24 protein-coding genes are annotated in these 26,094 nt (G+C 64.6%); 10 read left to right on the forward strand and 14 right to left on the reverse strand.

What is annotated here, in order from left to right; translation table 11 throughout:
* Nucleotides 1-98 precede the first annotated feature (98 nt).
* The 4 genes from LH20_RS02880 to LH20_RS02890 form a co-directional block, all read right to left on the reverse strand.
* Complete coding sequence (locus LH20_RS02880; protein WP_053552926.1) at nucleotides 99-2,057, reverse strand: ribonucleoside-diphosphate reductase subunit alpha; 1,959 nt, start codon at nucleotides 2,055-2,057, stop codon at nucleotides 99-101.
* Between the two features lie 739 nt (nucleotides 2,058-2,796).
* A complete protein-coding gene (locus LH20_RS24145) occupies nucleotides 2,797-3,306 on the reverse strand; it encodes an EAL domain-containing protein (protein ID WP_268796089.1) in 510 nt (169 codons plus the stop codon).
* A complete protein-coding gene (locus tag LH20_RS02885) occupies nucleotides 3,237-5,078 on the reverse strand; it encodes a CHASE2 domain-containing protein (protein WP_268796090.1) in 1,842 nt (613 codons plus the stop codon). The genes LH20_RS24145 and LH20_RS02885 overlap by 70 nt, the downstream gene beginning before the upstream one ends.
* 129 nt (nucleotides 5,079-5,207) lie before the next feature.
* A complete protein-coding gene (locus tag LH20_RS02890; RefSeq protein ID WP_053556049.1) occupies nucleotides 5,208-6,947 on the reverse strand; it encodes an acyl-CoA dehydrogenase in 1,740 nt (579 codons plus the stop codon).
* A gap of 53 nt (nucleotides 6,948-7,000) precedes the next feature.
* On the opposite strand from LH20_RS02890, the gene LH20_RS02895 reads away from it, so the two are divergent.
* Complete coding sequence (locus tag LH20_RS02895) at nucleotides 7,001-7,957, forward strand: L-threonylcarbamoyladenylate synthase (RefSeq protein ID WP_053552927.1); 957 nt, start codon at nucleotides 7,001-7,003, stop codon at nucleotides 7,955-7,957.
* Here LH20_RS02895 and LH20_RS02900 read toward each other — a convergent pair.
* On the reverse strand, nucleotides 7,954-8,856 hold the full coding sequence (locus tag LH20_RS02900; protein WP_053552928.1) for a DMT family transporter: 903 nt from the start codon (nucleotides 8,854-8,856) through the stop codon (nucleotides 7,954-7,956). The two genes, LH20_RS02895 and LH20_RS02900, sit on opposite strands and share 4 nt — an antisense overlap.
* A 117-nt stretch (nucleotides 8,857-8,973) precedes the next feature.
* Complete coding sequence (locus LH20_RS02905; RefSeq protein WP_053552929.1) at nucleotides 8,974-9,753, reverse strand: SDR family NAD(P)-dependent oxidoreductase; 780 nt, start codon at nucleotides 9,751-9,753, stop codon at nucleotides 8,974-8,976.
* Between the two features lie 69 nt (nucleotides 9,754-9,822).
* Between LH20_RS02905 and LH20_RS02910 the strand changes: the two genes are divergently transcribed.
* Nucleotides 9,823-11,343, forward strand: coding sequence for an acyl-CoA carboxylase subunit beta (locus LH20_RS02910; protein ID WP_053552930.1), 1,521 nt, complete (start codon nucleotides 9,823-9,825; stop codon nucleotides 11,341-11,343).
* A 7-nt stretch (nucleotides 11,344-11,350) separates the two neighbouring features.
* Here LH20_RS02910 and LH20_RS02915 read toward each other — a convergent pair whose 3' ends face one another.
* Nucleotides 11,351-12,211 (reverse strand): LytTR family DNA-binding domain-containing protein, encoded by an 861-nt coding sequence (locus LH20_RS02915; protein WP_053552931.1) that lies wholly within the window; start codon nucleotides 12,209-12,211, stop codon nucleotides 11,351-11,353.
* A gap of 93 nt (nucleotides 12,212-12,304) precedes the next feature.
* Here LH20_RS02915 and LH20_RS02920 point away from each other — a divergent pair, with 93 nt between their 5' ends.
* From LH20_RS02920 to LH20_RS02930, 3 genes are all read left to right on the forward strand, one after another.
* A complete protein-coding gene (locus LH20_RS02920; RefSeq protein ID WP_053552932.1) occupies nucleotides 12,305-13,501 on the forward strand; it encodes an acyltransferase family protein in 1,197 nt (398 codons plus the stop codon).
* On the forward strand, nucleotides 13,489-13,686 hold the full coding sequence (locus LH20_RS02925; RefSeq protein WP_053552933.1) for a hypothetical protein: 198 nt from the start codon (nucleotides 13,489-13,491) through the stop codon (nucleotides 13,684-13,686). The genes LH20_RS02920 and LH20_RS02925 overlap by 13 nt, the downstream gene beginning before the upstream one ends.
* Nucleotides 13,687-13,767: 81 nt before the next feature.
* On the forward strand, nucleotides 13,768-14,877 hold the full coding sequence (locus LH20_RS02930; protein ID WP_158501087.1) for a S41 family peptidase: 1,110 nt from the start codon (nucleotides 13,768-13,770) through the stop codon (nucleotides 14,875-14,877).
* A gap of 22 nt (nucleotides 14,878-14,899) precedes the next feature.
* On the opposite strand, the gene LH20_RS02935 is transcribed toward LH20_RS02930, so the two are convergent.
* Nucleotides 14,900-15,400 carry a GNAT family N-acetyltransferase gene (locus LH20_RS02935; RefSeq protein ID WP_053552935.1) on the reverse strand — a complete coding sequence of 167 codons (501 nt, stop codon included), beginning with the start codon at nucleotides 15,398-15,400 and terminating at the stop codon, nucleotides 14,900-14,902.
* Between the two features lie 17 nt (nucleotides 15,401-15,417).
* Complete coding sequence (gene ispG, locus LH20_RS02940) at nucleotides 15,418-16,569, reverse strand: flavodoxin-dependent (E)-4-hydroxy-3-methylbut-2-enyl-diphosphate synthase (RefSeq protein WP_053552936.1); 1,152 nt, start codon at nucleotides 16,567-16,569, stop codon at nucleotides 15,418-15,420.
* A 121-nt stretch (nucleotides 16,570-16,690) separates the two neighbouring features.
* On the opposite strand from ispG, the gene LH20_RS02945 reads away from it, so the two are divergent.
* Both LH20_RS02945 and LH20_RS02950 read left to right on the forward strand, forming a co-directional pair.
* Nucleotides 16,691-17,431, forward strand: a complete 741-nt coding sequence (locus LH20_RS02945; RefSeq protein WP_144423493.1) for a TorF family putative porin — start codon at nucleotides 16,691-16,693, stop codon at nucleotides 17,429-17,431.
* Nucleotides 17,432-17,741: 310 nt separating this feature from the next.
* Entirely contained in the window at nucleotides 17,742-18,476 is a 735-nt protein-coding gene (locus LH20_RS02950) for a TorF family putative porin (protein ID WP_053552937.1), read from the forward strand.
* A gap of 47 nt (nucleotides 18,477-18,523) precedes the next feature.
* Here the strand turns inward: LH20_RS02950 and LH20_RS02955 are convergent, their stop codons facing one another.
* The 4 genes from LH20_RS02955 to LH20_RS02970 all read right to left on the reverse strand — a co-directional run bounded on the left by LH20_RS02955 (nucleotide 18,524) and on the right by LH20_RS02970 (nucleotide 23,541).
* Nucleotides 18,524-19,672: an alpha-hydroxy acid oxidase gene (locus tag LH20_RS02955; RefSeq protein ID WP_053552938.1), complete on the reverse strand. Its 1,149-nt coding sequence runs from the start codon at nucleotides 19,670-19,672 to the stop codon at nucleotides 18,524-18,526.
* A gap of 103 nt (nucleotides 19,673-19,775) precedes the next feature.
* Entirely contained in the window at nucleotides 19,776-21,014 is a 1,239-nt protein-coding gene (locus LH20_RS02960; RefSeq protein ID WP_053552939.1) for an NAD(P)/FAD-dependent oxidoreductase, read from the reverse strand.
* A complete protein-coding gene (locus tag LH20_RS02965; protein WP_053552940.1) occupies nucleotides 21,014-22,666 on the reverse strand; it encodes an amidohydrolase in 1,653 nt (550 codons plus the stop codon). Before LH20_RS02965 ends, LH20_RS02960 begins: the two co-directional genes overlap by 1 nt.
* Nucleotides 22,663-23,541, reverse strand: a complete 879-nt coding sequence (locus LH20_RS02970) for an NAD(P)-dependent oxidoreductase (RefSeq protein ID WP_053552941.1) — start codon at nucleotides 23,539-23,541, stop codon at nucleotides 22,663-22,665. Before LH20_RS02970 ends, LH20_RS02965 begins: the two co-directional genes overlap by 4 nt.
* A gap of 58 nt (nucleotides 23,542-23,599) precedes the next feature.
* Here LH20_RS02970 and LH20_RS02975 point away from each other — a divergent pair, with 58 nt between their 5' ends.
* From LH20_RS02975 to LH20_RS02985, 3 genes are read left to right on the forward strand one after another with little or no spacing between them, the layout of a single operon-like run.
* On the forward strand, nucleotides 23,600-24,850 hold the full coding sequence (locus LH20_RS02975; RefSeq protein ID WP_053552942.1) for a threonine ammonia-lyase: 1,251 nt from the start codon (nucleotides 23,600-23,602) through the stop codon (nucleotides 24,848-24,850).
* The gene (locus LH20_RS02980) at nucleotides 24,847-25,245 is read left to right on the forward strand and encodes an acyl-CoA thioesterase (protein WP_053552943.1); all 399 of its coding nucleotides are present in this window, start codon (nucleotides 24,847-24,849) and stop codon (nucleotides 25,243-25,245) included. The genes LH20_RS02975 and LH20_RS02980 overlap by 4 nt, the downstream gene beginning before the upstream one ends.
* A 17-nt stretch (nucleotides 25,246-25,262) precedes the next feature.
* Entirely contained in the window at nucleotides 25,263-25,724 is a 462-nt protein-coding gene (locus LH20_RS02985; protein ID WP_235527094.1) for a GNAT family N-acetyltransferase, read from the forward strand.
* Here the strand turns inward: LH20_RS02985 and LH20_RS02990 are convergent.
* Nucleotides 25,721-26,044: a hypothetical protein gene (locus LH20_RS02990; RefSeq protein WP_053552945.1), complete on the reverse strand. Its 324-nt coding sequence runs from the start codon at nucleotides 26,042-26,044 to the stop codon at nucleotides 25,721-25,723. The genes LH20_RS02985 and LH20_RS02990 overlap by 4 nt on opposite strands.
* Between the last annotated feature and the right edge of the window lie 50 nt (nucleotides 26,045-26,094).

The following is a 26,094-nucleotide window of genomic DNA, read 5'->3' on the forward strand; positions in this document are numbered from 1 at the left end:
TGCGTCAAATCTCTATCGTCATGTCAGCCCAGGCTGGCATTGCTCACCTCAATACACGCCGCTGACCCCAGCTTCGCTGGCGAGGGGCGGAGCGAGCGTCACTGGCAAGCCAGGCACTCGTCGTAGTCGGTCGTCCCGGCCGACAGTTCGAACTTCGCGGCCTCGGGCGTGTTGTCAGCCTCGACCCCTCCCGCGAAGCCGGCGCGCTGCACCGATTTCGAGCGGAGATAGTAAAGCGATTTGATGCCAAGTTCCCACGCGCGGTAGTGGAGCATCAAGAGGTCCCACTTCTCGACGTCGGCCGGAATGAAGAGGTTCAGCGACGCCGCCTGATCGATATAGGGGGTGCGGTCGGCTGCAAGTTCGAGCAGCCAGCGCTGGTCGATCTCGAAGCTTGTCTTGAACACATCCTTCTCGTCCTGCGTCAGGAAGTCGAGGTGCTGAACGCTGCCGCCCTTTTCGAGGATCGAGTTCCATACCGCATCGCTGTTCTTCGCCTTGTCGACGAGCAGGCTTTCAAGGTGCGGATTCTTGACCACGAAGCTGCCCGACAGCGTCTTGTGGGTGTAGATATTCGCTGGGATCGGCTCGATGCAGGCGCTGGTGCCGCCGCAGATGATGCTGATCGATGCAGTTGGCGCAATCGCCATCTTGCACGAAAAGCGCTCCATGACGCCCTGATCGGCAGCGTCGGGGCAGGGGCCGCGTTCCTTGGCGAGCAGCATCGATGCCTGATCGACCTGGCTGCGGATATGCTTGAAGATGCGCAGGTTCGAGGACTTGGCCATTGCGCCCTCGAAGGGCAGGCCGCGCGCCTGGAGGAAGCTGTGGAAGCCCATGACGCCGAGGCCGACCGACCGTTCGCGGCTGGCCGAATATTTGGCGCGTGCCATTTCGGGCGGCGCGCGGTCGATATAGTCCTGAAGGACATTGTCGAGCATGCGCATGACGTCTTCGATGAAGCGCTTGTCGCCGTTCCACTCGTCCCAGGTTTCGAGGTTGAGGCTCGAAAGGCAGCAGACTGCGGTGCGGTCATTGCCCAGATGATCCCGTCCCGTGGGCAGGGTAATTTCGCTGCACAGGTTGGAGGTCGAGACCTTGAGGCCGAGGTCGCGGTGATGCTTGGGCATCATCCGGTTCACCTGATCGATGAAGATGATGTAGGGTTCGCCGGTGGCAAGGCGCGTCTCGACCAGCTTCTGGAAGAGCGAGCGCGCGTCGACAGTCCCGCGGACGCTCTGGTCCTTGGGGCTGCGGAGGTTGAATTCGGTGCCGTCGCGGACTGCCTCCATGAACTCGTCGGTGATCAGCACGCCGTGGTGCAGGTTGAGCGCCTTGCGGTTGAAGTCCCCAGAGGGCTTGCGCACTTCGAGGAACTCTTCGATCTCGGGGTGCGAAATATCAAGATAGCAGGCGGCCGAACCGCGGCGGAGCGAACCCTGACTGATCGCGAGAGTCAGGCTGTCCATCACGCGGACGAACGGGATGATGCCGCTGGTCTTGCCATTGAGGCCCACCGGCTCGCCGATGCCGCGGACATTACCCCAATAGGTGCCGATGCCCCCACCGCGCGAGGCCAGCCACACATTCTCGTTCCAGGTGCCGACGATGCCTTCGAGGCTGTCGTCGACGCTATTGAGGTAGCAGCTGATCGGAAGGCCGCGACCCGTGCCGCCGTTCGAGAGCACGGGGGTCGCGGGCATGAACCACAGCTTCGAGATATAGTCGTAGAGGCGCTGGGCATGATCCTGGTCGTCCGCATAGGCTGATGCGACGCGGGCGAAGAGATCCTGATAGGATTCTCCGGGCAGAAGGTAGCGGTCCTGAAGCGTCTCCTTTCCAAAATCGGTAAGGAGCGCATCGCGGCTCGCGTCGGTGAGGACATTAAAGCGCCGGGCGTGAACCTTGGGTTCGCCGGTGTCGTTCAGCTTCGCGGGTGCCGCAGGCTCGCTCTTCGCATCGCCGGCCGATTCGGTCGCTTGGGACGCGTCGTTTTTCGCCAATTCCATCGTCGCCACGTCGTTCGTCTCCACCCGATCCGTTTCCCGAAAATCCATCGATCTCGCCCCATAATGAGCGCGCCCGAGCGCGCTTTGTTCCCGTCTTGTTCGACTCGGGGACGAAGCCCCAGCCTAGCATTTTATCGCGCCTTCGGGGGACATATTTTAGGGCGCAAAAGGGTTCTTCCCGTGCCCATATGAAAGGGGCGACGGAAATCCGCCATTTTCGGCCAAATACTAATTATTGGGTGCCCCCGTCGGCTGACCCACCATCTATAGTGCCACGTCGGCCCGGCGATGCAAGACGGTAAATGACGAATGAATGACTCAATTCGTCGACATTTTGATTCGGTTCATCGCTCAGTTTGCACGTCTCGCGCCTCTGAGCTGAGGCTTTCCGCGGGGTTGAGGTCTATCGGAGGTCAGGAGAAAAGGGGGGCGAAAAAATTTCCTACTCCTGGAGCCTCTTGCCGCAATGATCGATGGGCCTTTCCGAGACGGCCAGGTGCTCAGGAAAAATTGGCTCACCCATTGCCCACGACCTGAGGGCCGACACGCGCGGGATCTGGCAATGAAAAAGGGCCCCAGCGATGCTGGAGCCCTTTTGAAAATCCTTGCTGGATTCTCAGGCCGGAGTGCCACCGCTGCCGGTGCCGCCGCCGCCCAGGAACTTCCACAACCAACCCATTTCAGATCTCCTGATGCCCACTGCCAACCAGGACAGTTAACGCGCCGTATACCTTAAAAAATAAGGTAAAGCGAGTCTTAACCTTAACAAACGCTACCAGATTGGCAGTCAGGCCGAGCGGCTGTGGGGCGAGGCGAGGAGTGAGGCTGCGAGTTCGGAGAATATCTGCGGTTTTCCAAGGTGATAACCTTGGCCGACATCGCAGCCGAGCTGTTCGAGCAGCGCCATTGTCGGGGCATCTTCAATGCCTTCGGCTACTGCCACGGCTCCGAGGCGGTGCGCGAGATCGATCGTCGATTTAACCACTTCGAAGTTTCGCTGCGAATCGCGCATGGTCATCACGAATCGCTTGTCGATCTTGATCTCATCGGCCTCGATTTCGGTCAGATATTCAAGGTTCGACTGCCCCGTGCCATAGTCGTCGATCGACAGACGGATTCCCGTCCGGCGCAATTGCGCGAGCGTCTGGCGTGCCTGACGGCTGTTCTCGATCTGCGCGGTTTCCGTGATTTCGATGGTGAGCGCTTCGGGGGGCAGATGATGCGCCGTCAGCATGACGCGGATCGTCCCGACCAGGTCGCTATGGTCGAGGAGCGTAGCCGACAGATTGACCGACATATTGACCGGCAACCCGCGGCTTCGCAAATGAGCGGATGAGCGGATGAGCGGATCGCCTGATCCATCACGAAAAGGGTGAGACGATAGATGTCCTGGCTCTTTTCAGCCTGAACGATGAATTCGTCGGGCGGGATGGGGCCGCGCGTCGGGTGCGTCCAGCGCGCAAGCGCTTCCACCCCGACGAGCCTGCGGGTTGCAATCTCATATTGCGGCTGGAAGGCGACCCAGATGTCCCCCCCGGCGAGCGCATCTTCGAGCTGCGAGTGGAAAGATAGCTGCCAGCCCGCATCCTCTTTCTGGCGCGGCATATATTTGGTCCACAGCGCCCGCGTGCGGATCGACTTTTCAGCCGCGACCAGCGCCGCGGCGAGACGCTGGGCATTCGAGCCTTCAAATTCGTCGTTGACGCCGAAAGCGATGGCGACGTCAATCTTGAGTTCGCCGATGGTCAGCGGGGCGTTGAACAGCGCTGCAAGCCCCGCGAGATGCTCCTCGATCTGGCTATGCTGATAATAGGGAACGAGCCATGCGAAAGTGCCATCGAGATCGTGGTGGAGCTGCGTCCCGTGACAGGCAAGCGTGAGGCGGCGCGCGACCTGGTCGACGAGCTGCTGGCTGCCCTCGCCGGGAAGGAAAGCGGCGAGATCCTCGAAATTGACGAGCTTTGCCGCGATGACGGTCGCGCTGCCGAACGGCGTCTGGCCGCGCAGTGCCTCGAAATTGGGAAGGCCCGAGACCGGATTTTCACGCTGCGCCGAAAAGCGGCGCCGCCTGCGCGAGACGTTGGCGCTGACCGCGGCGACGAAGAAGAGGGCAACGCCTACCGACGAGGTGACGAGCGAAGCGCTGAGCATGACCTTGGCAAAGATCAATAGAAGGACAACGCCCAGCGCAATCCAGGTGAAATGCCTCTCCAGCCTGGTAAGCAATGCAATCAGCATCGTCGCTAGAGCGACGAGAAACGGTGGCATCCAGCCAATATTCACCGGAGTGCCACGTTTCAGTGCTTCCGCAGCGATAAGATGAATATAGGGACCAGGCACGAGGTCGTGACCAGGAAGATAGTGCTGGTCGGGAAAGGTCGACGCCGTGCGACCGAAAATGACTTCCTTGCCGCGGAGTTCACGTTCTCCGATCCGACCTTCCATAAGGTCGATCGCGCTATATTCGGTGATCGTCGACAGGTTGTAGGAGAAATCGAGACGGAACTCGGCGGGCCGGGCAGTTCGCCTGTTCGCGAGCGCAGCGGCTACGCTCGGCAACAGCCGCCCGTCCGCTTCGTACATCAGGGGAACATTCCACACCTGCCAGATTTGATAATTCCAGGCGATACTGGCGAGTTGTGCCCGCCGGCCGGCTATTTCAGGATCGGGAAACACCGAAAGCAACTGATCGCGACCGGGAACCGACTGCGTCGCGACGGCCAGAATGATATGATCGTCCATCTTGCGGACGGCCTCGGCCAAGCGGGGGGTGCCGGGATCGCGCTCCTGTCGCTGATAATAGAAATCGACGACCAGTCGACGTGCGCCGGCCTTTCGGACCGCGTCGATAACGTCCGCATGCTCAGCGCGGGCAAAGCGCCCCTCCGGAACGCTGGCCAACGTCCGGTCGTCGAGACCTATGACAACGATATCACCTGAAACCGGACGCCATGCGGTCCAGCCGATGGCGGATTCGATGACCCTGTCGATTGGTTCTGCGGCAGAGGACAGCGCGGCGGCGATACCAAGCAGCAGCGAGAGCGCAAAGGAGCGCCAGCTGATGATCATCTTGTTCGCGATAAACGACACGCGCGCTTCTCCGGCCATTGTCGGACGGACCTAGCGAGCGATGGTTATCATCGCGTTAATGATAATTACCGGGAAGGCTTTGGAAAAACCCGCCTCGGCCGGTAAAAATCAGAGGCTTTCGGGCAGTGTTGGAAGCGCCGCGTCGCCCGCCAGTGCCGCGGGGGCGAGGCCCGTTGCCGCGGGAACGATCTGCTGAAGATAAAAGCGCGTGGAGGCAATCTTGGCTTCCAGGAACGCCGTGTCGCCGCCTTCGCCGAGCGCAGCCTTTGCGGCGCGGTGCTGAAGCGCCATCAGCCAGCCGCAGGTCGCGGTGGCGAGCATGGTGAGATAGGGATAGCTTCCTGCGAGCCGATCCGCGGTACCGGCGCTGACCATCCAGTCGGTGACCGCGCGGCAGGCGTCGGCGAGTTGCTGCAGTTCGGGGAAATCCCCCGCACCATGCGCTATGTCATTGATGAGACCGCGAATGAGGTCGCTGCCCGCCATTCCGAGCTTGCGGCCAACCAGATCGGCCGCCTGGATGCCGTTGGTTCCTTCGTAGATCGGGGCAATGCGCGCGTCGCGATAATGCTGGGCGGCGCCGGTTTCCTCGATGAAGCCCATTCCGCCATGGACCTGCACGCCGAGGCTTGCGACCTCGCAGCCGATGTCGGTTGCGTGTGCCTTGACGAGCGGGATCAGCACCTCGGCCCGCATCGCGGCGGCCTCGTCGCCGAGCTTGCCAAAGTCGATCTGCGCGGCGGCGTAATAGACCAGCGCGCGTGCGGCCTCCGTCTGGGCGCGCATCCGCCACAGCATGCGACGGACGTCGGGGTGTCGGTCGATCGTCACGGGCGAGCGATCGGGCGAACCGGCAAGGGCCGACTGCACGCGCTCAGCGGCATAACGCTGCGCCTGCTGCGTCGCGCGTTCCGCGATCTGGACGCCCTGACAGCCGACCATCAGGCGGGCGTTGTTCATCATCACGAACATCGCGCGCATGCCGCCCATTTCCTCGCCGACGATCTCGCCGAGGCAATCCTCGCCCTCACCATAGACCATCACGGCGGTCGGAGACCCGTGAATGCCGAGCTTGTGCTCGATCGATGCGCAGTGAACCCCGTTCGAAATTGTCGGATTGCCGTCGGCGTCGAGGCGGTACTTGGGGACAAGAAAGAGCGAAATGCCGCGCGTGCCCTCGGGCGCACCGGGTGTGCGCGCAAGAACGAGATGCACGATATTGTCGGTAAGGTCGTGCTCGCCGAAGGTGATGAAGATCTTCTGTCCCCTGATCTTGTAGAGCCCGGCGTTGGGGCCTTCGGTGATCTTTTCGGCGGTCGAGCGCAGTGCGCCGACGTCGCTGCCCGCGCTCGGCTCGGTGAGGTTCATCGTGCCGTTCCATTCGCCCGAGACCAGCTTGGGCAGCCACGTCGCCCGCTGCTCCTCGGTGCCATAGGCCATCAGGGCGTGGATCGCCCCAGGGGTAAGGATGTTGCAAAGCGTAAAGCCCATGTCGGCGCTGCCGAGCGCCTCGATCACGACGGTCGCGAGCGTGAAGGGCAAGTCCTGCCCGCCATATTCGCCGGGGCCGTCGATGCTGCCCCAGCCCGCCTCTACAAATTGCTTGTAGGCCTCCTTGAAGCCCGGGGGCATGGTGACCTTGCCGTCCTGCCATTTGGGATTGTTGGTGTCGCCGACCCGGTTGAGGGGGGCATAGACCTCGGCGGCGAAGTCGCCGATTCCGGTGACAATCGCCTCGACCATATCGGGGGTTGCCGCTGCAAAGCGTTCGTGTGCCGCCATCGCGTCGATGCGCGCGATATGATTGAGGACGAAAAGCTGTTCAGTCGTCGGCGCCGTATAGGTCATGAGCATTCCCGCTTTTGGGGGTGATTCCGTTGCGCCGGGCGCTATAGCGCGGCATGGCCGAGCGTCCAATCAAGAGTGTGGAAACCGAGATCGCCCTTTATGGGGCCGATGCGGTCGCGCGCGCCGCGCGGCTGATCGCGCAGGGGCAGCCGGTCGCGGTGCCGACCGAGACCGTCTACGGCCTTGCCGCCGACGCGCGCAGTGCCGAGGCTGTCGCCCGCATCTATGCCGTAAAGGGGCGGCCCGATTTCAACCCGTTGATTGTCCATGTGCCGGATCTGGCCGCGGCTAAACGCCTAGGCGTGTTCGGGGCAACAGAGCGGGCGCTCGCGAAAGCGTTCTGGCCGGGGCCGCTCACCTTGGTAGTGCCGCGCTCGGCTGATTGCCCAGTGGCGCGGATCGCGACCGCGGGGCTCGACACGATCGCTCTCAGGGTCCCGGGGCACCGCGCGATGCAGGCACTGCTTTCCTCGGCCGGGGTACCGCTGGCGGCGCCAAGTGCCAATGCAAGCGGACAGGTGAGCCCGACGAAGGCTGACCATGTCGTGGCGAGCCTTGGGAACCGGGTCGCGCTGGTCATCGATGATGGCGCGACGAAAGCGGGGGTCGAGTCGACGATCGCGCGGGTGGCTCACGGCGCCGTCGAGGTGTTGCGGCCGGGACCGGTGACGGCTGCAATGTTGCACGCGGCGAGCGGCCTGCGGGTGACCGACAGACAGGGCGCCGAGGTCGTGGCACCAGGGATGCTGGCAAGTCATTATGCGCCCGGAAAACCGGTGCGGCTCCGCGCGGACGAGTTCGAACCCGACGAATTCGGCATCGGCTTCGGTGACGTGCCCGGTGACTATCAGTTGAGCGCGGCGGGCGATTTGACCGAGGCGGCGGCGCATCTGTTCGACGCGCTCCACGCGGGCGCCGCGAGCGCTAAACCGAGGATCGCGGTGGCGGCCATTCCGCACGAAGGGCTGGGCGCTGCGATCAACGACCGGCTATCGCGCGCGGCAGTCTAGGCCGCCGCGGGCTCTACAGGATCGCCATGCGGCGCCTTGCGCGCAACGATCAGGCAGGCACCGACGATCAACATGGCGCCAGCGAGCGTTGGCAGCGTCACAGGCTCGGCATAGAAATACCAGCCGAACATCATCGCCCACAGGAACCCCGTATATTCGGTGGTCGCGAGGATTTGCGCCTCGGCGCGGGCGTAGGCCCAGCTCAAGAGGAGGAGGGACAGAATCGCGAGGAGCGCGGCGCCGACGATGGGCGCCGCATCGGCGGCAGCCGGCACCACCGCGAACCAGGGTGCAGCAAGGGCGAGAATTAGCGCGACAAAGGCGTTCTGATAGAAAGCGATCTCCATCGGTCCTGCCATTTTCGCCTGTCGCCGCGCGAGGATGAGGTTGTAGGCGTAGCATACGGCCGAGAGGAATACCGCCCCGACCGCCCACAAGGCTTCGGCGTCGTGGCTCTCGCCGCTGAACTTTCCCGCAACGATCACCAGCACACCCGCGAAGCCGAGCAGCGAGGCCGCGACCGAACGGCGGCCGATCCGTTCACCGAGAAAGATCGCGGCCATATAGAGCGCCAGGAGCGGCGCAACGAACGCGAGCGCGATCGCCTCCGCCATCGGCAGTCTTGCGAGCGCCCAGAAGAAGCCGAGCGCCATCAGCGCAACGAACAGCGAGCGCAGCGCATGGATGCGCATCGTTTCCGCGTCGGGCCAGGCTGGACGCGCTGCGAAATAGATAAGGCCGCTCAGCAGCGTCCCCGCAATCGTGCGCCAGAGCACGGCATTATAGGCCCCGATTGCGATCGACAGTCCCTTCATGAGCACGTCCATCGACGAAAAGGTCGCAATCCCCGCGCAGGCGACGAGGAAGGGGATCAGCGGCGAAGGCGAGTCAGGACGCATGGAAGGGGCTCTAATCTACCTTCTCCTTCGAAGGGCCTTCGTCAGCGGTTCAGTCGGCACATGGGATGGCCCGCGCCGATCGATCTTCCCGGGGCATTACGAGGGGAGGCGCCGGGCTCACCGGAAAGTTGCCAATCCCGCCCCGTCGATGTTGAGCTTTTGTCCCGAACAATAGGGGTTGGCATCGCTCACGAACCACAGCACTGCCGCTGCGACGTCATCGGGAGTAGGAACGCGACCGAAGGGGAATTTGGCGTCGAGCTGATGAATGTCGTCATTGCCCGTGATGGCGCGTGCCAGGCGTTCGCCCATGTCGCTGACGGTCAGCGAGGGGGCGACGATATTGACGCGGACGCCATTTTTCATCTCTTCCTTGGCAAGGGTCAGCGCGAGCGCCTCGCCTGCGGCCTTTCCCATATTGTAGGGCGCACCATTGGCACTGTGGCTGAGCGTCGCGACGCTGGAAATGACGATAATGTCGCTGCGCGGGTGCGTACGAAGCTGCGGGAGCGCGAGGCGGCTGACGCGGTGCGGGCCAAGAGCGTGCGTTGCGATGACGCGCTCGAGTTCGGCAGGGTCGGTGTCGGCGACACTTCTCCCGCGACTGGCGATGCCGGCATTGTTGATGAGGATGGACATGGGCCCGAGATCGGCCTCTATCGCATCGATCATCGCCGCGCAGGCATCTTCGTCGGTCACCGAAGCCTGGTAGGCCTTCGCCTTGCAGCCGAGCGCCCCGATCGCTGCGACGGTTTCGGCAGCGGCATCGGCGTCGCGGGTATAGTTCACGGCGACGTCGGCGCCCGCCTTGGCCAGTGCAAGTGCGATGCCCCGCCCAATGCCGCGCGAAGCGCCGGTGACGAGCGCGGTTCGTCCCGCGAGATTGATGTGGTTCATCTGGTTCTCCATGTTCAACGCTGCGAATATGGCATGACGTTTCCGTCAACGTAAGCTAGCTTTCGCGGCATGAGCTGGAAAAAAGAAGTCGACGAGCTCGCGCTCCGCCGGACGATGGCGGAGAAGATGGGTGGAGAGGAAAAGGTCGCGCGGCAGCACAGTCGCGGCAAGATGGACGCGCGCGCCCGGATCGCCGCGATCGTCGATCCGGGCAGCTTTCGCGAGATCGGGAAGATCGCGGGTCGCGGAACCTATGGTCCGGATGGGGACCTTGAAGATCTGGCGGCATCGAATTTCATCTTCGGCCGCGCCAATATCGACGGGCGGCCGGTGGTCGCCTCGGCCGACGATTTTACAGTGCGCGGCGGCGCGGCCGATGCGGCGCTGCATCGCAAGTTCATCCAGTGCGAAGCGATGGCGCACGAGTATCGCCTGCCGCTGATCCGCATGGTCGACGGTACGGGTGGGGGCGGATCGGTGAAGACGCTTGAGGATATGGGCTACACCTATATCCCGCATGTCCCCGGCTGGGACGAGATTATCGCCAATCTCGACACGGTGCCGGTGGTCGCGCTCGCGCTCGGGCCGACCGCAGGACTCGGCGCCGCCCGCGTCGTTGCAAGCCATTACAGCATCATGGTGCGCGGACTTTCTCAGCTGTTCGCGGCGGGCCCGGCGGTCGCGGCGGCGATCGGCGATACGCTGGATCGCGAGGAATTGGGCGGGAGTGACGTGCATACGCGCAATGGCGTCGTCGATGATGAGGTGGCGAGCGAAGCGGAGGCGTTCGCGGCAGCGCGGCGCTTTCTCTCCTATCTGCCGTCGTCGATCCACGAGCGCGCGGCGCGCATTTCGTGCAGCGATCCGGTTGATCGGCGCGAGGAGGCCTTGTTGTCGATCGTGCCGCGCGAGGCGAAGCAGGTCTATTCGATGCGGCGCATCTGCAACGCCGTGTTCGACCAGGGCAGCTTCTTCGAGATGGGAGCGCGTTGGGGGAGGGCGGCGATCACCGCTTTCGCGCGGCTGGATGGCTGGCCAGTCGCGGTGTTGGCCAGCGACCCTTCCTATCTTGGCGGGTCGTGGGACGCAAAGACGAGCGAGAAGGCCGAACGCTTCGTGAAGCTCGCCGACCAGTTTCACCTGCCGATCGTCCATCTGGTCGACAATCCCGGCTTTATGATCGGCGGAGAAGCCGAACGGACGGGGACGATCCGCTACGGTGTGCAGGCGATGAACGCCATCTACCGAGCGAAGGTCCCGCTCGCGTCGGTCGTGGTGCGACGAGCCTACGGGATCGCGGGGAGCGCGATGTCGAATGCCGAGCGCTTTCAGTATCGCTTCGCCTGGCCTTCGGGCGACTGGGGCAGCCTGCCCATCGAGGGCGGCGTCGAAGTCGCCTACAAGAGCGAGCTGGAGGCGGCCCAAGACCCCGCAGCGCATCTGGCAGCAATCCGAGAGCGTCTCAACCGGGTCCGCTCGCCCTTTCGCACTGCGGAAAAATTCGGGGTCGAGGACATTATCGACCCGCGCGACACGCGGCCGCTCCTGTGCGAGTTCGCCGAGCTGGCGTGGCGAGTGCTCAAGGAATAACGCCCCCTCAACCCGTAATATTTTCCCGATAGCGCCTGCTCCCGCGCAGCGTCTCGCCGCTCGCCAGTTCGACATCGAAATCGCCGGTCTTGTGGGTGACGACGCGGCGCACCGCGGCGCGGCTGATGAGGCGGCTCCTGTGGATGCGGGCAAAGGCGGGGCCGAGTTCGGCCTCGAGAGCGCTTAGCGTTGCGCGATGGAGGAGGCGCTCGCCGCGCCAGGCAATCTCGACATAATTGCCCGCGGCAGTGACATGCTCGATCTCGTCGACCGGCAGATGATGAGTGACGGACCGGTCGCCGACCGCAAGTGTCCGCCGGTGGGGGACCGCGACGGTTGGAGCCGCATAGCGCGCGACCAGCCACTGGACGAGGAAGAGGATGAAGACAAGCTCGACATAGGCGGAGAGATCCTTGCGAAACTCGTAGACGATCGGCGATCCCTGGGGCGCCGTAAAGTGGTAATCCAGCCCCATCCCCCACCAAAGGGCGGCGCGAAACCCGACCATCAATGCGACGTGGCCGAGTGAGACAGGAATCGCGAGGAGCGCATGTATCGCCGCCGCGGCGGGCAGGGAGATACGCGGCGGGCGGATACGCTCGACGGTGAACCAGCAAGGGATCAGCATGATCGTCCAGGCGACAAGGCTGCTGCCCTCGAGCATCCAGGCGATGGTCGGCGAGGCAGCAAGCCCCGCGCCTTCGCGGTCAGCAATATAGGAATAGACATTGGCTGTGATGCGGACGAGTCCGAAGAGAAACATCGCGCCAAGCAGCAGCGCGGTGAGCGCGCGAGCGCTGAGCCCGCCAGTGAGACCGTTCGTCCCGGCCCCGCCGCCATTCGTCCCTCGTGGCTCCTCGTCCGTCACACCGGCTCCGCTTCTCGTCCCGCCGGGATCGCCCGCCGGCCGCCGTTGGGATTAGCGACTGCGGTCGGAACCGGCAAAGGAGATTCGCGGGCGATGGAAACGAAGCGACACTATGGAATGGATTGGCTCAGGATCGGCGCCTTCGGCCTGCTGATCTTCTATCACATCGGCATGTATTTCGTGCCGTGGGGTTGGCACGTCAAAACCCCGCACCCGATGGACTGGGTACAAATCCCGATGTTGGCGACCAACAGTTGGCGGCTGCCTTTGCTGTTCCTCGTCTCGGGTTATGCGAGCGCGGCGTTGTTCGCAAAGCTGGGCACGCCGATGGCCTTCATGCGCTCACGCAGCGCGCGGCTTCTGATTCCGCTCGCTTTCGGAATGATCGTGGTAATCCCGGTCCAGCCCTGGATCGAGCTCGTGACGCAGCACGGCTATGCGGGCGGCTTTTTGCAGTTTTGGGCGCGCGACTATTTCCGCTTCGGCACGCTCGAGGGCATCGTTCTGCCGACGTGGCAGCATCTCTGGTTCGTCGTCTACCTGTTCGCCTACATGGGGCTTGCGGCGCTGCTGCTCCTCACCATGCCCCAAGCGTTGCGGGCCCGGCTCGCCGATGGGGCAGCGCGGCTGCTCGGGGGGTGGGGGATCATGATCCTGCCGCTCGCGGTGTGGGTGGCAATTCTCTTTGCGTTTCCAGGGTATGAGGAGACGCATGCGCTGGTCGACGACGGCCCCAACCACCTCCACTATCTGGTGCCCTTTTTCACCGGCTGGCTGCTGCGCGTGCGGCCGGTCCTGTTCCGCGCCGTGGCGCGCTGCTGGCGGACAGCCGCTGTGGTGGCGATCGCGTCCTATGCCTATGTCTCCTGGTCGATCTGGACCGCGCCGAGTGATGGGCCGCCCCCTGCCGGCGTTGTCACCTGGTTCATGGTCATCCGGCTGGTGCAGGGTTGGGCAGCGATTATCGCGCTGGTCGGGATCGCCGACCGATTCTGGAATCGCGACCACCCGATTCGGCCGATGCTCGCAGAGGCGGTGTTCCCCTTCTACATCATCCACCAAACGGTGATTGTTCTCGTGGGTTACTGGCTGCTGGAGGCCGGGATGGGGCCTCTCGCCAGCTTTGCAATCCTTGTCGCAGCGACGGTCGCAGCTTGCTGGGCCTTTTACCTTGGCGGCCGGCGCGTGAACTGGCTGCGCCCGCTGATTGGGCTGCAGCGCGTGACAGGTGCGCGGCTTTCTGTCAGCCTCAGCGGTATCGGTCGAGGAGAAGCAAGATGGGGATCGTGAAGGGACTGGCAGCGATCATCGGCGTCGCAGCCCTGTTGATGGGCGGGCTGTGGGCGCTTCAGGGGCTCGATATCGTGCGCTGGCCCTCCAGCAGCTTCATGCTCGGCGATCCGGCATGGACCCGCAACGGGGTGGTGCTGGTCGTGGTCGGCGTGGTGCTGCTTTGGTTCGCGCGCAAGCGGTGAGCGCCATCGACTACAAATGTAGTTGATCTGTGTTGGACATATGATACACCTCCTTCAGCCGGGGCTGAACTGGAGATGGGTGTGATTCGTTCCTCGCACATATTGCCCGCACTGCTTTTCGCCGCTGCGGCGGCAGCCTCGTCCCTCATGACACCACCCGCGGCACTCGCAGCCGATGAGGTGAGCGCCGATGCCATAGCCGCAAAATATGCGCAGTTGCTCGAACGCGACTATGTCTATCCTGACATCGGCAAGCGTTACGCAGAGGCGATTCGGGCAGCTATCGCGGCGGGTCGGTACCGAGGGCTGAGCGGCGAGGCGCTGGCAGCCGCGATCGACAGCGACGTGCATGCGGTGGCCCCTGACGGTCATCTGCGCCTCCGCATTCCTCCGGAGGCGTCCGCTGCGTCCACGTCCGCCTCGGGCGGTACGGCGCCCGTGCGGCGTCCGTCCAAGATGCCCATGGAACAGGCCGGCTGGATTGCGCCGGAAATTGCCTTTGTCCGGTTCAACGTCTTTCCAGACGATCCCGCCGTGACCGCCGCCGCCGCGAAGTTCATGGCGGACCATGCCGACGCGAGGGCGATCATCTTTGACATCCGCACGCACAACGGCGGCGGGCTCGAACAGATGGACGTGATCTTTCCCTGGCTCTTCGACAAGGAAACGCGGCTGGTGACGATGGCGACGCGTGCCTCGGTCGATGCCGCAGGCGGCTCGCCGATCGAGGGCGTCGCCTCGATGCGGACGGCCCAGGGGGATCCTGCTGTCGTGGCACGCGAACACTGGGCGACGCCCAATGCCGATCCGCGCCTGCGCGATGCGAAAATCTATCTGCTCACCTCGGGCGCGAGCGCTTCGGCGGCCGAGCATTTTGCGCTCGCCATGAAGCATACCGGCCGCGCTGTGCTCGTCGGCGCGCCGACGGCGGGGGCCAATCATTTCGGCCGCGGCGAGGATCTGGGCGGCGGCTATGGGGCCTTCATCCCGGTCGGCCGGACCTATGATCCGGTGACGGGAAAGGACTGGGAAGGCGAGGGCGTATTGCCCGATATCGCCGTGCCGGCCGCCGAGGCGCTCGAGCGCGCGCTCACCGAACTCGGCGTCGCGTCCGCCGAGGCGAAGCGGCTCTCCGAGGCGCATATGCCGAGCTGGCCGATGGAAAGGCGCAAGCCGCGCGGAGCGCGCTAGTCGCCTCTCGCCTCAGGCCGGGTCAGTCCGGCGTGACCGCGCTTCTGGATCCGGCGAGTCTTGCCAGCGCTTCGCCATCGACGCGCATCACCGTCCATTCGTCCATCATCCGGGCGCCGAGGTTCTGGTAGAATCCGATCGACGGCGCGTTCCAGTCGAGCACCGACCATTCGAGACGCGCGCAGTCGCGTTGGACGCAAAGCAGCGCCAGATGTGCAAGCAGCGCCTTGCCCAGCCCCGATCCGCGCGCATCGGGGCGGACGAACAGATCCTCAAGGTAAATCCCGGGCTTTCCCTCGAAGGTCGAGAAATTGTGGAAGAAGAGCGCAAATCCCTGCGCTGCTCCGTCGATCTCGCCGATGAGGACCTCGGCATAGGGCCGTGCTCCAAAGAGTTTCTCGCCAAGCGTCGCGTCATCAAAGCGGACCTCGTGCGCCAGCTTTTCATAGTCGGCGAGATCACGGATGAACTGCGCAATGAGCGGGAGGTCGGCGGGCTTGGCGGGGCGGATGCTAAGGGTCATGCGCGCGTTGTGCCGGCTTACGCCGCCTTCCCGTGGAGCGTGTCCATGCTCACCGCGCGCCCCGCCTCGATCTCGGCCGCCTTTGCTTCGACGAGCTTGACGATGTGCTCGATCATGTCGGCATCGGCGACATGGTGGTCCGTCACCCCCGACAGATAGACCATATGCTTGCCATTTCCGCCGCCGGTGATCCCGATGTCCGTCTCGCGCGCCTCGCCGGGGCCGTTGACGACGCAGCCGAGCACCGAGAGCGACATCGGCGTCTTGATGTGCTGGAGCGCATCCTCAAGCGCCTGGACCGTGCGGATGACATCGAACCCCTGGCGCGCGCAGCTCGGGCAGCTCACGACGCGGACGCCGCGGGTGCGCAAGCCCAGCGATTTCAGTATCTCATAGCCTACGCGCACTTCCTCTTCGGGTTCGGCCGACAGGCTGACGCGGATCGTGTCGCCGACGCCGGCCCAAAGCAGGTTTCCGATACCGAGCGCCGATTTGACCGTGCCGCCGATCAGCCCGCCCGCCTCGGTGATGCCGAGGTGCAGCGGGCAGTCGACCGCCTCGGCGAGCTGCATGTAGGAGGCGACCGCGAGGAAGACGTCGCTCGCCTTCACCGCGACCTTATAGTCGTGGAAATCATGGTCCTGCAGCAGCTTGATATGATCGAGCGCACTTTCGACCAGCGCCTCGGGGCAAGGCTCCCCATATTTTTCGAGCAAGTCCTTTTCGAGGCTGCCCGCATTGACTCCGATGCGGATGGCGCAGCCGTTCGCCTTGGCCGCGCGCACGACCTCACCGACGCGTTCGGACGAACCGATATTGCCGGGATTGATGCGCAGACACGCGGCGCCCGCGTCAGCCGCCTCGAGAGCACGCTTATAATGGAAATGGATGTCGGCGATGAGGGGGATACGCGCCGCGCGGACGATTGAGCGGAGCGCCGCGGTCGATTCGGTATCGGGGCACGAAACGCGGATGAGGTCGGCGCCCGCCTCCTCGCAGCGGCGGATCTGGTCGATCGTTGCAGCGGCATCGCTGGTCGGCGTATTTGTCATTGTCTGGACGCTGATGGGGGCGCCGCCGCCAACGGGGACGTTGCCCACCATGATGCGGCGGCAGTCGCGCCGCGCGATGTCGCGCCAGGGGCGCAGGCCGGGATTGTGATCGCTCATAGGGTCGTCCTCGGGGAGAGTGCCCGCTCTTTAGCCGCCCCGCCCCCGCTTGGCAAAGCGGTTGCGCATCATCGCCGCGGCGGCCAAGATTGGACTACCGAAACGACCCAGAGGAGAGACGATGATCCGCCCGCTTGCCGCCGCCCTGTTCCTGCTTTCAGGAGCGGCCGCGGTGCCAGCCGCTGCGCAGGACGTGCCGACCGGTCCGGTCGACGTTTCGGCTGCGGTCGAGGTCGTGTCGGACTACCGCTTTCGCGGGATTTCGCTCAGCGGCGGCGACGTCGCGGTGCAGCCGGCGATCATGCTCACCCACAACGCCGGCCTCTATATCGGGGCATGGGGGTCGAAGATCGAGGAGACGCCCGCAACGGGGGAGGTTGAGGTCGACCTTTACGGCGGCTTTGCGACCGAAGTGGCGCCAGGTACCTCGGTCGACCTCGGATTGACCTATTATTGGTATCCCGGCGGAGCGCGAGCCGCGGGAGCCAGCGACTATGTCGAGGCCGCCGCCCGCCTGTCGCATCTGCTCGGGCCTGCCGAGGCCGGGGTCCGGATCGCCTATGCGCCGCGCCAAGCCGCGCTGGGACAGGAAGACAGCCTCTATCTGGCGGCGGACCTGTCGGCTGGCATCCCGGCCACGCCTCTGACCGTGTCGGCGTCGCTGGGCTATACCGACGGCGGGCTCGCCGGATTTGCGCCCGGCGGGCATTATTGGGACTGGTCGCTCGGCGCCTCGGCGAGTTTTGGCCGGCTCACGGCCGGGATCCGATATGTCGACACCGACATTCCGGCGACGGGCGTGAAGGCAGTCGACAAATATTTCGATGCCGGAGTGGTCCTGTCTCTCGGGGTCTCGTTCTGAGATCAAAAGGAGCGGGGGCAAATGCGGGCCTCCCCCCAAGTGCGAAGCCGCTGCGCCACATGGAGATTCCTGGCACCCGCAAGAAAGTAACGATCGTAACTTTATGTCGATGATTGAACTTTCGGCGCAATGGATTGTTGCAAATTTGTCACAACGGTGCATTTAAACTCGGTTCATCGCAACTTTTCGTTGTGCGTCGCAGCAATTTCGTCAACATCCAGCCCACACGATCGGACCGGCCCGCGCAATGAGGCCGGCCGTCCGTGTGGCAGGCAGGGACGATCCTTCAACCTATTCAGGGGATCAACCCATGAAGACTTTCTCCCGCGCATGCTTCGGCATGGCTCTTGCGCTGTCGGCGCTTTCCACCCCCGCCTATGCCCAGGACGCCGAAGACGATGGCAGCGGCATCACCATCTCGGGTAGCGCAACCGTCGTTAGCGACTACCGCTTCCGTGGTTTCAGCCAGTCGAACGAAGAGGCGGCCATTCAGGGCGGTATTTCGCTCAGTCACGACAGTGGCTTTTATGTCGGCACCTGGGGGTCGAGCATCGGTTTTGCCAACGGCACCGAGATCGACGTATTCGGCGGTTTTTCGAAAGAGGTGGTGCCGGGGCTGACCGCTGACATTGGCGCGACCCTCTACCTCTATCCCGGCACGTCGGACAGCTCGGTGATCGAGCCCTATTTCTCGCTGGCGGGTGATATCGGCCCCGCATCGATCAAGTCGGGTATCGCCTGGGCACCCGGCGGGCAGGACTCGCTCGGTGACGCGAGCGGCGTCTATATCTTCACCGACGCCGGGGTCGGCATTCCGAACACGCCCTTCACGCTGAAGGGACATGTCGGCTTCGCAAAGAGCGACAGCTTCCTGGGCGGTCTTGACGGTGACGTGGTCGATTATTCGGTTGGCGTCGAGGCGAGCTGGAAGATGCTCACGCTCGGCATTTCCTATGTGAACACTGACGCACCGAAGTTCGGTGGGTACAAGGAAGCAGTCGGCGCTGACGGGGCGGTGATCTTTTCGCTCGGCGCGTCGTTCTGACGCCGGGCCGGGGCGGCGTTCTGGGGGGAGGCCGCCCCCTTTCCGCCTTATCGCCAGCGCAGATTCGCGCGGCCGAGATCGGCGAGACTTCTTGTTCCCATCAGTTTCATCGCGCGCTCGATTTCCGCGCGAAGCAGCGAGATGGCGCGCGACACACCATCCTCGCCAGCCGCGGCCAACGCATAGAGGTAAAGGCGGCCGCCCGAGCACGCCTTGGCGCCGACCGAGAGCGCCTTCAAGACGTGCGTGCCGCGGGTGATGCCGCCGTCGCAGATGACTTCCAGCCTGTCGCCAACCGCGTCGACGATTTCGGCGAGTGCGTCGAAGGGGGCGATGCTTCCGTCAAGCTGACGGCCGCCGTGGTTCGACACCATGATCGCGCTGGCGCCGATGTCGAGGGCTCGTTTCGCATCCTCGACCGCGACGATGCCCTTGAGACAGAAGGGGCCATCCCATTGCTTGCGGATCGTCTCGGCTCGCTTCCAGTCAAGGCTCTGGTCGAGCATCGTCGTGAAATATTCGGCCACCGATTTGGGCACGCTTGATCCCTCGGACACATGGGTCGCGAGATTCGGCAGGCTGAACTTCTCGCGCAGCACATAGTTGAGGCCCCAGGCGGGCTTTGCCGCATAGCTCAGCATGTTGCGCGCGGTGAACCGCGGCGGCGAGGTGAAACCCGAGCGCAGGCAGCGTTCGCGATTGCCGCCCACGATCGTGTCGACCGTGAGTGCGACCGCATCGAAGTTGGCGTCGCGAGCGGCGTCGAGCATCGCGCGGTTGAGACCCTCGTCGTGATGGACATAAAGCTGGAAGAGCTTGGGCCCGTTCGTCAGTGCCCCGGCCTCGGCGAGGCTGATCGTCGCGAGGCTTGAGATGCCGGCAACGGTTCCTGCCTGCGCCGCTGCGCGCAGCACGGCGCGCTCGCCCTGCCAGTGGAAGAGCCGCTGAAGCGCTGTGGGCGAAAGAAAGAGAGGCATCGCCATTTCGCGGCCGAAAAGCGTCGTTTTCATGTCGACAGCCTCCACCCCCGCGAGAACGCGCGGAATGAGGTCGCAATTGTCGAAGGCTTCACGGTTGCGTCGCCGCGTTACCTCATCGTCCGCCGCGCCGTCGATATAGTCGAACACCGGCCATGGCAGCCGCCTTTTGGCCAGCTTGCGGAAATCGTCGATATTATGGCAGTCGGTCAGGCGCACCCAAACCCCCCGTTCGTCCTCAGCTTGTTGAAGGATCGTCCTTCCCGGCCATCTATGGCGGAAAGACAGCCGCTTCGACAAGCTTGGGGGCAAGCGGACAGGATTATGTCCAGCTTCCCAACAATCGTCCCAGCGCCCAGCGCGGCTCGACCGCGCGCGCCGAATCCTCGACATGCGCCGCGACCCGCGCCCCGATGGCGGGCGCGAGGGCGAAGGCACGGCCTGTGCCTCCGCCGACCAGCCAGACCCGCGGATGATCGGGCAGGCGGTCCAGCAGCAGGTCGCCGCTCGCGGTGCGGCAGTCGTGCGTGGCCGCGCTCGCCACCACCGGCGCGCCGGCGAGTCTTGGAAGCCGAGCGGTCAGCCACTGCCGAACGTCGGCCAGCGCGCGGTCGTCTGCACGGCGATCGAAGCTATCGGGGTCGATTGTGGCATCGGGCGCGCCTTTCCACACCTTGACGCCGACCCCCTCGATGTCGGGAAGCAGATGGAAACCATAGGCGCGATCGACCAGTGCCGGCATCGCGGGCGGGCGAAACTGGGTGTCGCCCTGTCCGGGACCGAAGTGAAAGATCTGGTGACGCACCGCCGACAGGCGCTGCGGGGTCAGTATCTGGGGAAAGAGTTCGGTAAGCCACGCGCCGCAGGCGTAGACAAGGCTTCTCGCAGTCCCGCCATCGGGAAGCATATAGATGTCGCGGCGCTTGTCGCGGAGCGGGGCGGGCATCACCACCTCTTCTGGCGTTACCTGCGCGTCGAGGATCGTTTCAAGCAGCCCGCGCCGTCCGGCAAGCATCGCGCCGCCCTTTTCGGCGACAAGCGCCGCGGCGTCCGGCCGCCACGCGATCTGGGTGTAGCGGGGACGCAGCTCGTCGCCCGTCAACCGATCGACACCGCGAACTTCGAATATGGGGTCGCTTGCGGAGAGCGTGGTCACCGCCTCGCAGGGGGTGAGGATCGGCAGGCTCGCGGTTTCAGAGAGGCGCCCCCACGCCTTGGCGCTTTCGTCGGCGAGTCCCGCGTAGAGCAGATCGCCGCCCTGTACCGGGTCGAGCATCATCGAAGGCATGTTCGACGCGGCGCGGCCGTTTCCCGCGCCATAGGCGTCAAACAGCCGGACGCTGAACCCGCGGCGCACCAGATGCCATGCAGTCCAGGCGCCAATCGCGCCCGCGCCCACGACCGCGACGTCAACTTGCTTTTCGGGCGGCTTTGCGCCCTTGCGCCGCCGCGACCGCCGCGGTTCGGGCGGATCCTTTCGCTTGGGTTCTTTCTTGGCAGCCCCGAGCGCAAGCGCCGCCGGGGTGGCGGCCAGCGCGGCGAGGAGGCGCCGCCGGTCCATCAGCCGGCCTTTTTCTTGTAGTAGCGATAGCCGCCGACCCAGGTTTCGAGCGGCGTCATGCGGCGGATCTCGTCGGGGCTTGCAAGCAAAGGATCGCTTTCGAGAATCAGAAAGTCGGCGCGCATCCCGGGCATCAGCGTACCGATCCGGTCTTCGGCAAAGCCCGCGAAGGCGGCGCTGCGCGTGAAGCCGTCGAGCACGGTCTCGCGGCTCACCGCCTCCTCGGGGTGCCAGCCGCCAAAGGGCTGACCTGCCGCGTCGGTGCGCGAGATGGCCGCGGCCATACCTGCGAAGGGGTTGGCGCTCTCGACCGGCACGTCGGAGCCGAAGGCGAGGCGGACGCCGGCATTCTCCATACTCCGCCACGCATAGGCGCCCTTCAATCGCTCGGGGCCAAGCCGTCCTTCGGCCATCAGCCGATCCGACGGCTGGTGGATGGGCTGCATCGAGGCGACGACGCCCAATTGCCGGAAGCGCGGAAAATCGGCGGGGTCGACGATCTGCGCATGCTCGATGCGCCAGCGCCGCTCGCCCGGCAGGTCTGCAGTGAGATCGGCGATCGCGTCGAGGGCCTCGGCGTTGGCGGCATCGCCGATCGCATGGATTGCGACCTGAAACTTGTCCATGGACGCGCGCACCATCTTGTTGCGAAGCTGTGCAGGGGAGAGGAGCGGGAGCCCTTTTTGCCCAGGGGCATCGCTGTAGGGCTGCTTCAGCCAAGCGCCGCGCGAGCCCAGCGCGCCGTCGAGATAGAGCTTTACCCCGACCATGCGCAACCTGTCGTCGTAGAGCCAGGGCGTCGGCCCCGGACCGCCGATCAGCGCCATATTGTCGATGTCGTGGCCATAGCTGATGATGCGCACCGCGAGCTGGCGCTTGTCACCCGCCCGGCGGAAGGCCTGCCAGTCCTGGATCGTTGTGCCCATGTCGGCGATCGCCGTGATCCCTTCCTCGAGCAGCTTGGCCTGCGCGAGGAGGAAGGCGCGGTCGAGGTCGCGCGCGAGCGGCTTTGGCACAGCCGAGGCGATGAGGCTGGTCGCGGCGTCGACGAAGATGCCGCTTGGCTGGCCGCCCGCCATCTCGATGCGCCCGCCCTCGGGCACCTTGGTCGCCGCGGTGACTCGCGCCGCCTTCATTGCCGCGCTGTTTGCCCAACCGGCATGGCCATCGACGCGCTCGAGCCAGACAGGACGGTCTGCGACGGCGGCGTCGAGGTCGGCAGCGGTTGGAAAGCGGCCGAGGCCCCATTTTTCCTGGTTCCACCCGCGGCCGATGATCCATGGTACGTCCGGATTGTCGGCGGCATATTGACGGACGGCAGCCTGGGCTTCGCCGAGGCTGCTTGTGCCCGAAAGGTCGAGCAGCATCAGCGAGAAGCCGAGACCCATGAGGTGGCCGTGCGCGTCAATGAGCCCCGGGATCAGCGTTCTGCCCTTGCCGTCCTCCTTGAAGTCTGGTCGCTCGGGACGCTTGTCCTTGCGGTCGAGGAGCTTTGCGACCTTGCCGTCCTTGTCGATGATAAGCCCTGTAAAGCGGACGAGTTTGCCATTCTGGTCGAGCGTGATGCCGTTCACATTGTCGATCAGCGTGTCGGCCTGTACGGGCAGCGAGATGATGAGGGCGAGCGAAGCCAGAAGCGCGCGGCGGATCATTTGGGCAACCTCGTTACCAGCGAGCTTGTGTCTTTCCGTCCGCCGCCAGCCTTCTGAACATCGGCGTAAAATTGGTCAACGAGGCTCGCGACGGGCAGCGTGGCGCCATTGACCCTCGCTTCCTCGAGCGCGAGACCGAGGTCCTTGCGCATCCAGTCGACCGCGAAGCCAAAATCGAACTCGTCCTTCGCCATCGTGCCCCAGCGATTGAGCATCTGCCAGCTTGCTGCAGCGCCGCCCGAGACAGCCTCGAATACCTTGTCGGTGTCGAGGCCCGACGCCTGCGCGAAGCGCAGCGCTTCGGAGACGCCCTGAATCACGCCAGCGATCGCGATCTGGTTGACCATCTTGGTCGTCTGCCCCGCGCCGGGACCCCCGATATGGACGATACGGCCAGCGTAAGCGCGCATCACCGGTTCGGCTGCTGCGAAGGCGTCCGCGCTGCCCCCGCACATGATCGAAAGCGTGCCATTTTGCGCCCCCGCTTCGCCGCCCGACACCGGCGCATCGAGGCAATGCAGTCCGCGCCCCTCGGCCGCGGCGGCGAGCCGGCGGGCGATGCGTGCCGAAACGGTGGTATGGTCGATGAACAGCGCCCCCTTGCGCATCGCTGCGAAGGCACCTTCGTCACCCAGCGTTACTTCGGCGAGATCGTCATCGTTGCCGACGCAGGTGAGGACGACGTCGACTCCTTGCGCGGCCTCGCGAGGGGTTGCGGCCACCTCGCCGCCATATTGCTCCGCCCAGGCGTCAGCCTTGGCGCGGGTGCGGTTGTAGACAGTGACGCGATGGCCGGCCCTGGCGAGGTGACCTGCCATCGGACCGCCCATGACGCCGGTGCCGATGAAGGCAATGCGATAGGATGTTTCGCTCATGCCCGGTCCATAACCATGGTTTGCGCGGCGCGCCAGATGGGGTAGGGGGCCTATCGCTATGACCGATCAACTCACCCTGACCTCCGCCGCCGATTTTCCGGCGATCACATTGGATGATGTGCGCGGGGCAGCAAGGCGAATTAACGGCTCGGTCGTGCGGACGCCGACCCTCCATTCGCAGACGCTCTCGGAACTGGTCGGGGCCGACGTCTGGTTGAAGTTCGAAAATCTGCAGTTCACGGCGGCCTACAAGGAACGCGGCGCGCTCAATGCGCTGCTCCTTCTGGACGAGGATGCGCGCGCGCGCGGCGTGATCGCCGCGTCAGCAGGCAATCATGCGCAGGGCCTTGCGTATCACGGCAAGCGGCTCGGCGTGCCTGTGACCATCGTCATGCCGAGCACGACGCCGCAGGTGAAGGTCTCGCAGACGGCAGGCCACGGCGCGACGATCGTCCTTCATGGCGAGAAATTCGACGATGCTTACGCCCATGCGCGCGAGCTTGAAAAGGAACGCGGACTCACCTTTGTCCATCCCTTCGACCATCCGCACGTCGCGGCGGGGCAGGGGACGGTGGCGCTGGAGATGCTCGAGGACGTGCCCGAACTCGACACGCTGATCGTGCCAATCGGCGGCGGCGGACTGCTTTCGGGCATGGGCACCGCAGCGCGCGGGATCAAGAACGACATGCGCCTTGTGGGCGTCCAGGCTGAACTCTACCCCTCGATGTATGCTGAGCTCAATGGCGTCGACATGGCGTGCGAGGGCGATACCCTGGCCGAAGGGATCGCGGTGAAAGAACCCGGCGCCTATACGCGCAAGCTCGTCGCCGAACTCAACGATGACATTGTCCTCGTCGCCGAGCGGCATCTTGAACGTGCGGTCAGCCTGCTGCTTCAGATCGAGAAGACGGTCGTCGAGGGTGCGGGCGCGGCGGGATTGGCGGCGATGCTCGCGCATCCCGAGGAATTCGCCGGGCGCAAGGTCGGGCTGGTGCTGACCGGCGGCAATATCGACACGCGTCTTCTGGCGAATGTTCTGCTGCGCGATCTCGCGCGTTCGGGCCGCATAGCGCGGCTGCGCATTCGCCTGCAGGACCGGCCGGGCGCGCTCTTCAAGGTGATGAAGCTGTTTGACGAGAAACAGGTCAACATCATTGAAATCTATCATCAACGTATCTTCACGACCCTCCCCGCGAAGGGCCTGATCACCGACATCGAATGCGAAGCGCGCGACCGCGAACATCTCGACAGCCTCGTCGCTGCGCTGCGCGAGGCGGGCTATATGGTGACCACCGTCGAACTCGCATGAAGGCGTTCACGCTCGATCTGGTGGCAACGCCCGACACGATCGACGAGCTCGGCCACGTCAATAACGCGGTGTGGGTGCAGTGGATTCAACAGGTCGCGACCGCGCATTGGGACGCTGCGGCGCCGCAGGCGCATAAGGACGCCTATATCTGGGTCGTGGTAAGGCACGAAATCGACTATCTGCGCGCGCTTGGTCCTGGCGGGCGGGTGACGGCACACACCTGGGTTGCCGACGCGCCGCAGGGAGCGAAGTTTGACCGATACATGGAGTTTACGGGCGAAGACGGGCGCGTGCATGTCCGCGCGCGGACCGTATGGGCGCTCCTCGACAGGGCGAGCGGCCGCCCCCTCCGGGTGACCGGCGCGGTGGTGGCCCCCTTTCTGTCCTCATCATGACCTGCGGCTGGCGCTCGATGGGTACCGCGGACCTCGATGCGGTAGCCGCGATCTCCGACAGGGTGCACGGCGCTTTCACCGAACCTCGCCGTGTCTATACCGAGCGGCTCGACCTGTATCCGGCGGGATGCCGCGTGCTCGAGCGGGACGCTGCTGTCGCCGGCTACCTCGTCACCCACCCCTGGCATCGCGGCGCGGTACCCAAGCTTGGGGCGCTACTCGGCGCGTTGCCGGTGGCGGCCAATATCTACTATCTGCACGATATTGCGCTTCTTCCTGCGACGCGAGGGATGGGTGCCGGCGTCGAGGCGACCGCCTTCGTCCGGCAACAGGCGCGCCTTGCAGGCTGCGAGGAAATCCGGCTCGTCGCGGTGAATGGCGCCGAAAGCTATTGGCGCGCGCAAGGCTTTGAAGAGATGACGCCCGGGCAGGAGGGCCCCTACGGGCCGGGGTCGTATCTGATGCGAAGCTGTGTCTAGCGCGCAATGATCGTGACGCGTCGCCGGTCGACCCAGCCTTTCGCGCAGGTCGATGCATGACGAACCTCGAGGCCCTGCCTTGTGCCGCGGCATATGTGACGCCCCTGTGAGAAATGCACCCACAACCAGTTGCCGCGCGATCCGCACACATAGACCGGCGTTCCGCGGCCCAGTTTGCCCACTTTGCCCGCGGCGATGGTCGGCGTGCGGTAGATGTTCGTCTTGCGGCCCCCTGCATCGGCTGCGATCACGGCAGCCGAGCAGAGCGCGGGCACCGGTCCCTGCGCCGCGAACAGAAGGGTGAGGGCGGAAACGATCATGGCGCGGTCTCCTGTCGGGCCGATGGGGCCTGGGAGGCCCGCGCCTCAAC

Origin of the sequence: Sphingopyxis sp. 113P3 (assembly GCF_001278035.1) — a bacterium.
In the GTDB taxonomy this organism is placed as follows: domain Bacteria; phylum Pseudomonadota; class Alphaproteobacteria; order Sphingomonadales; family Sphingomonadaceae; genus Sphingopyxis.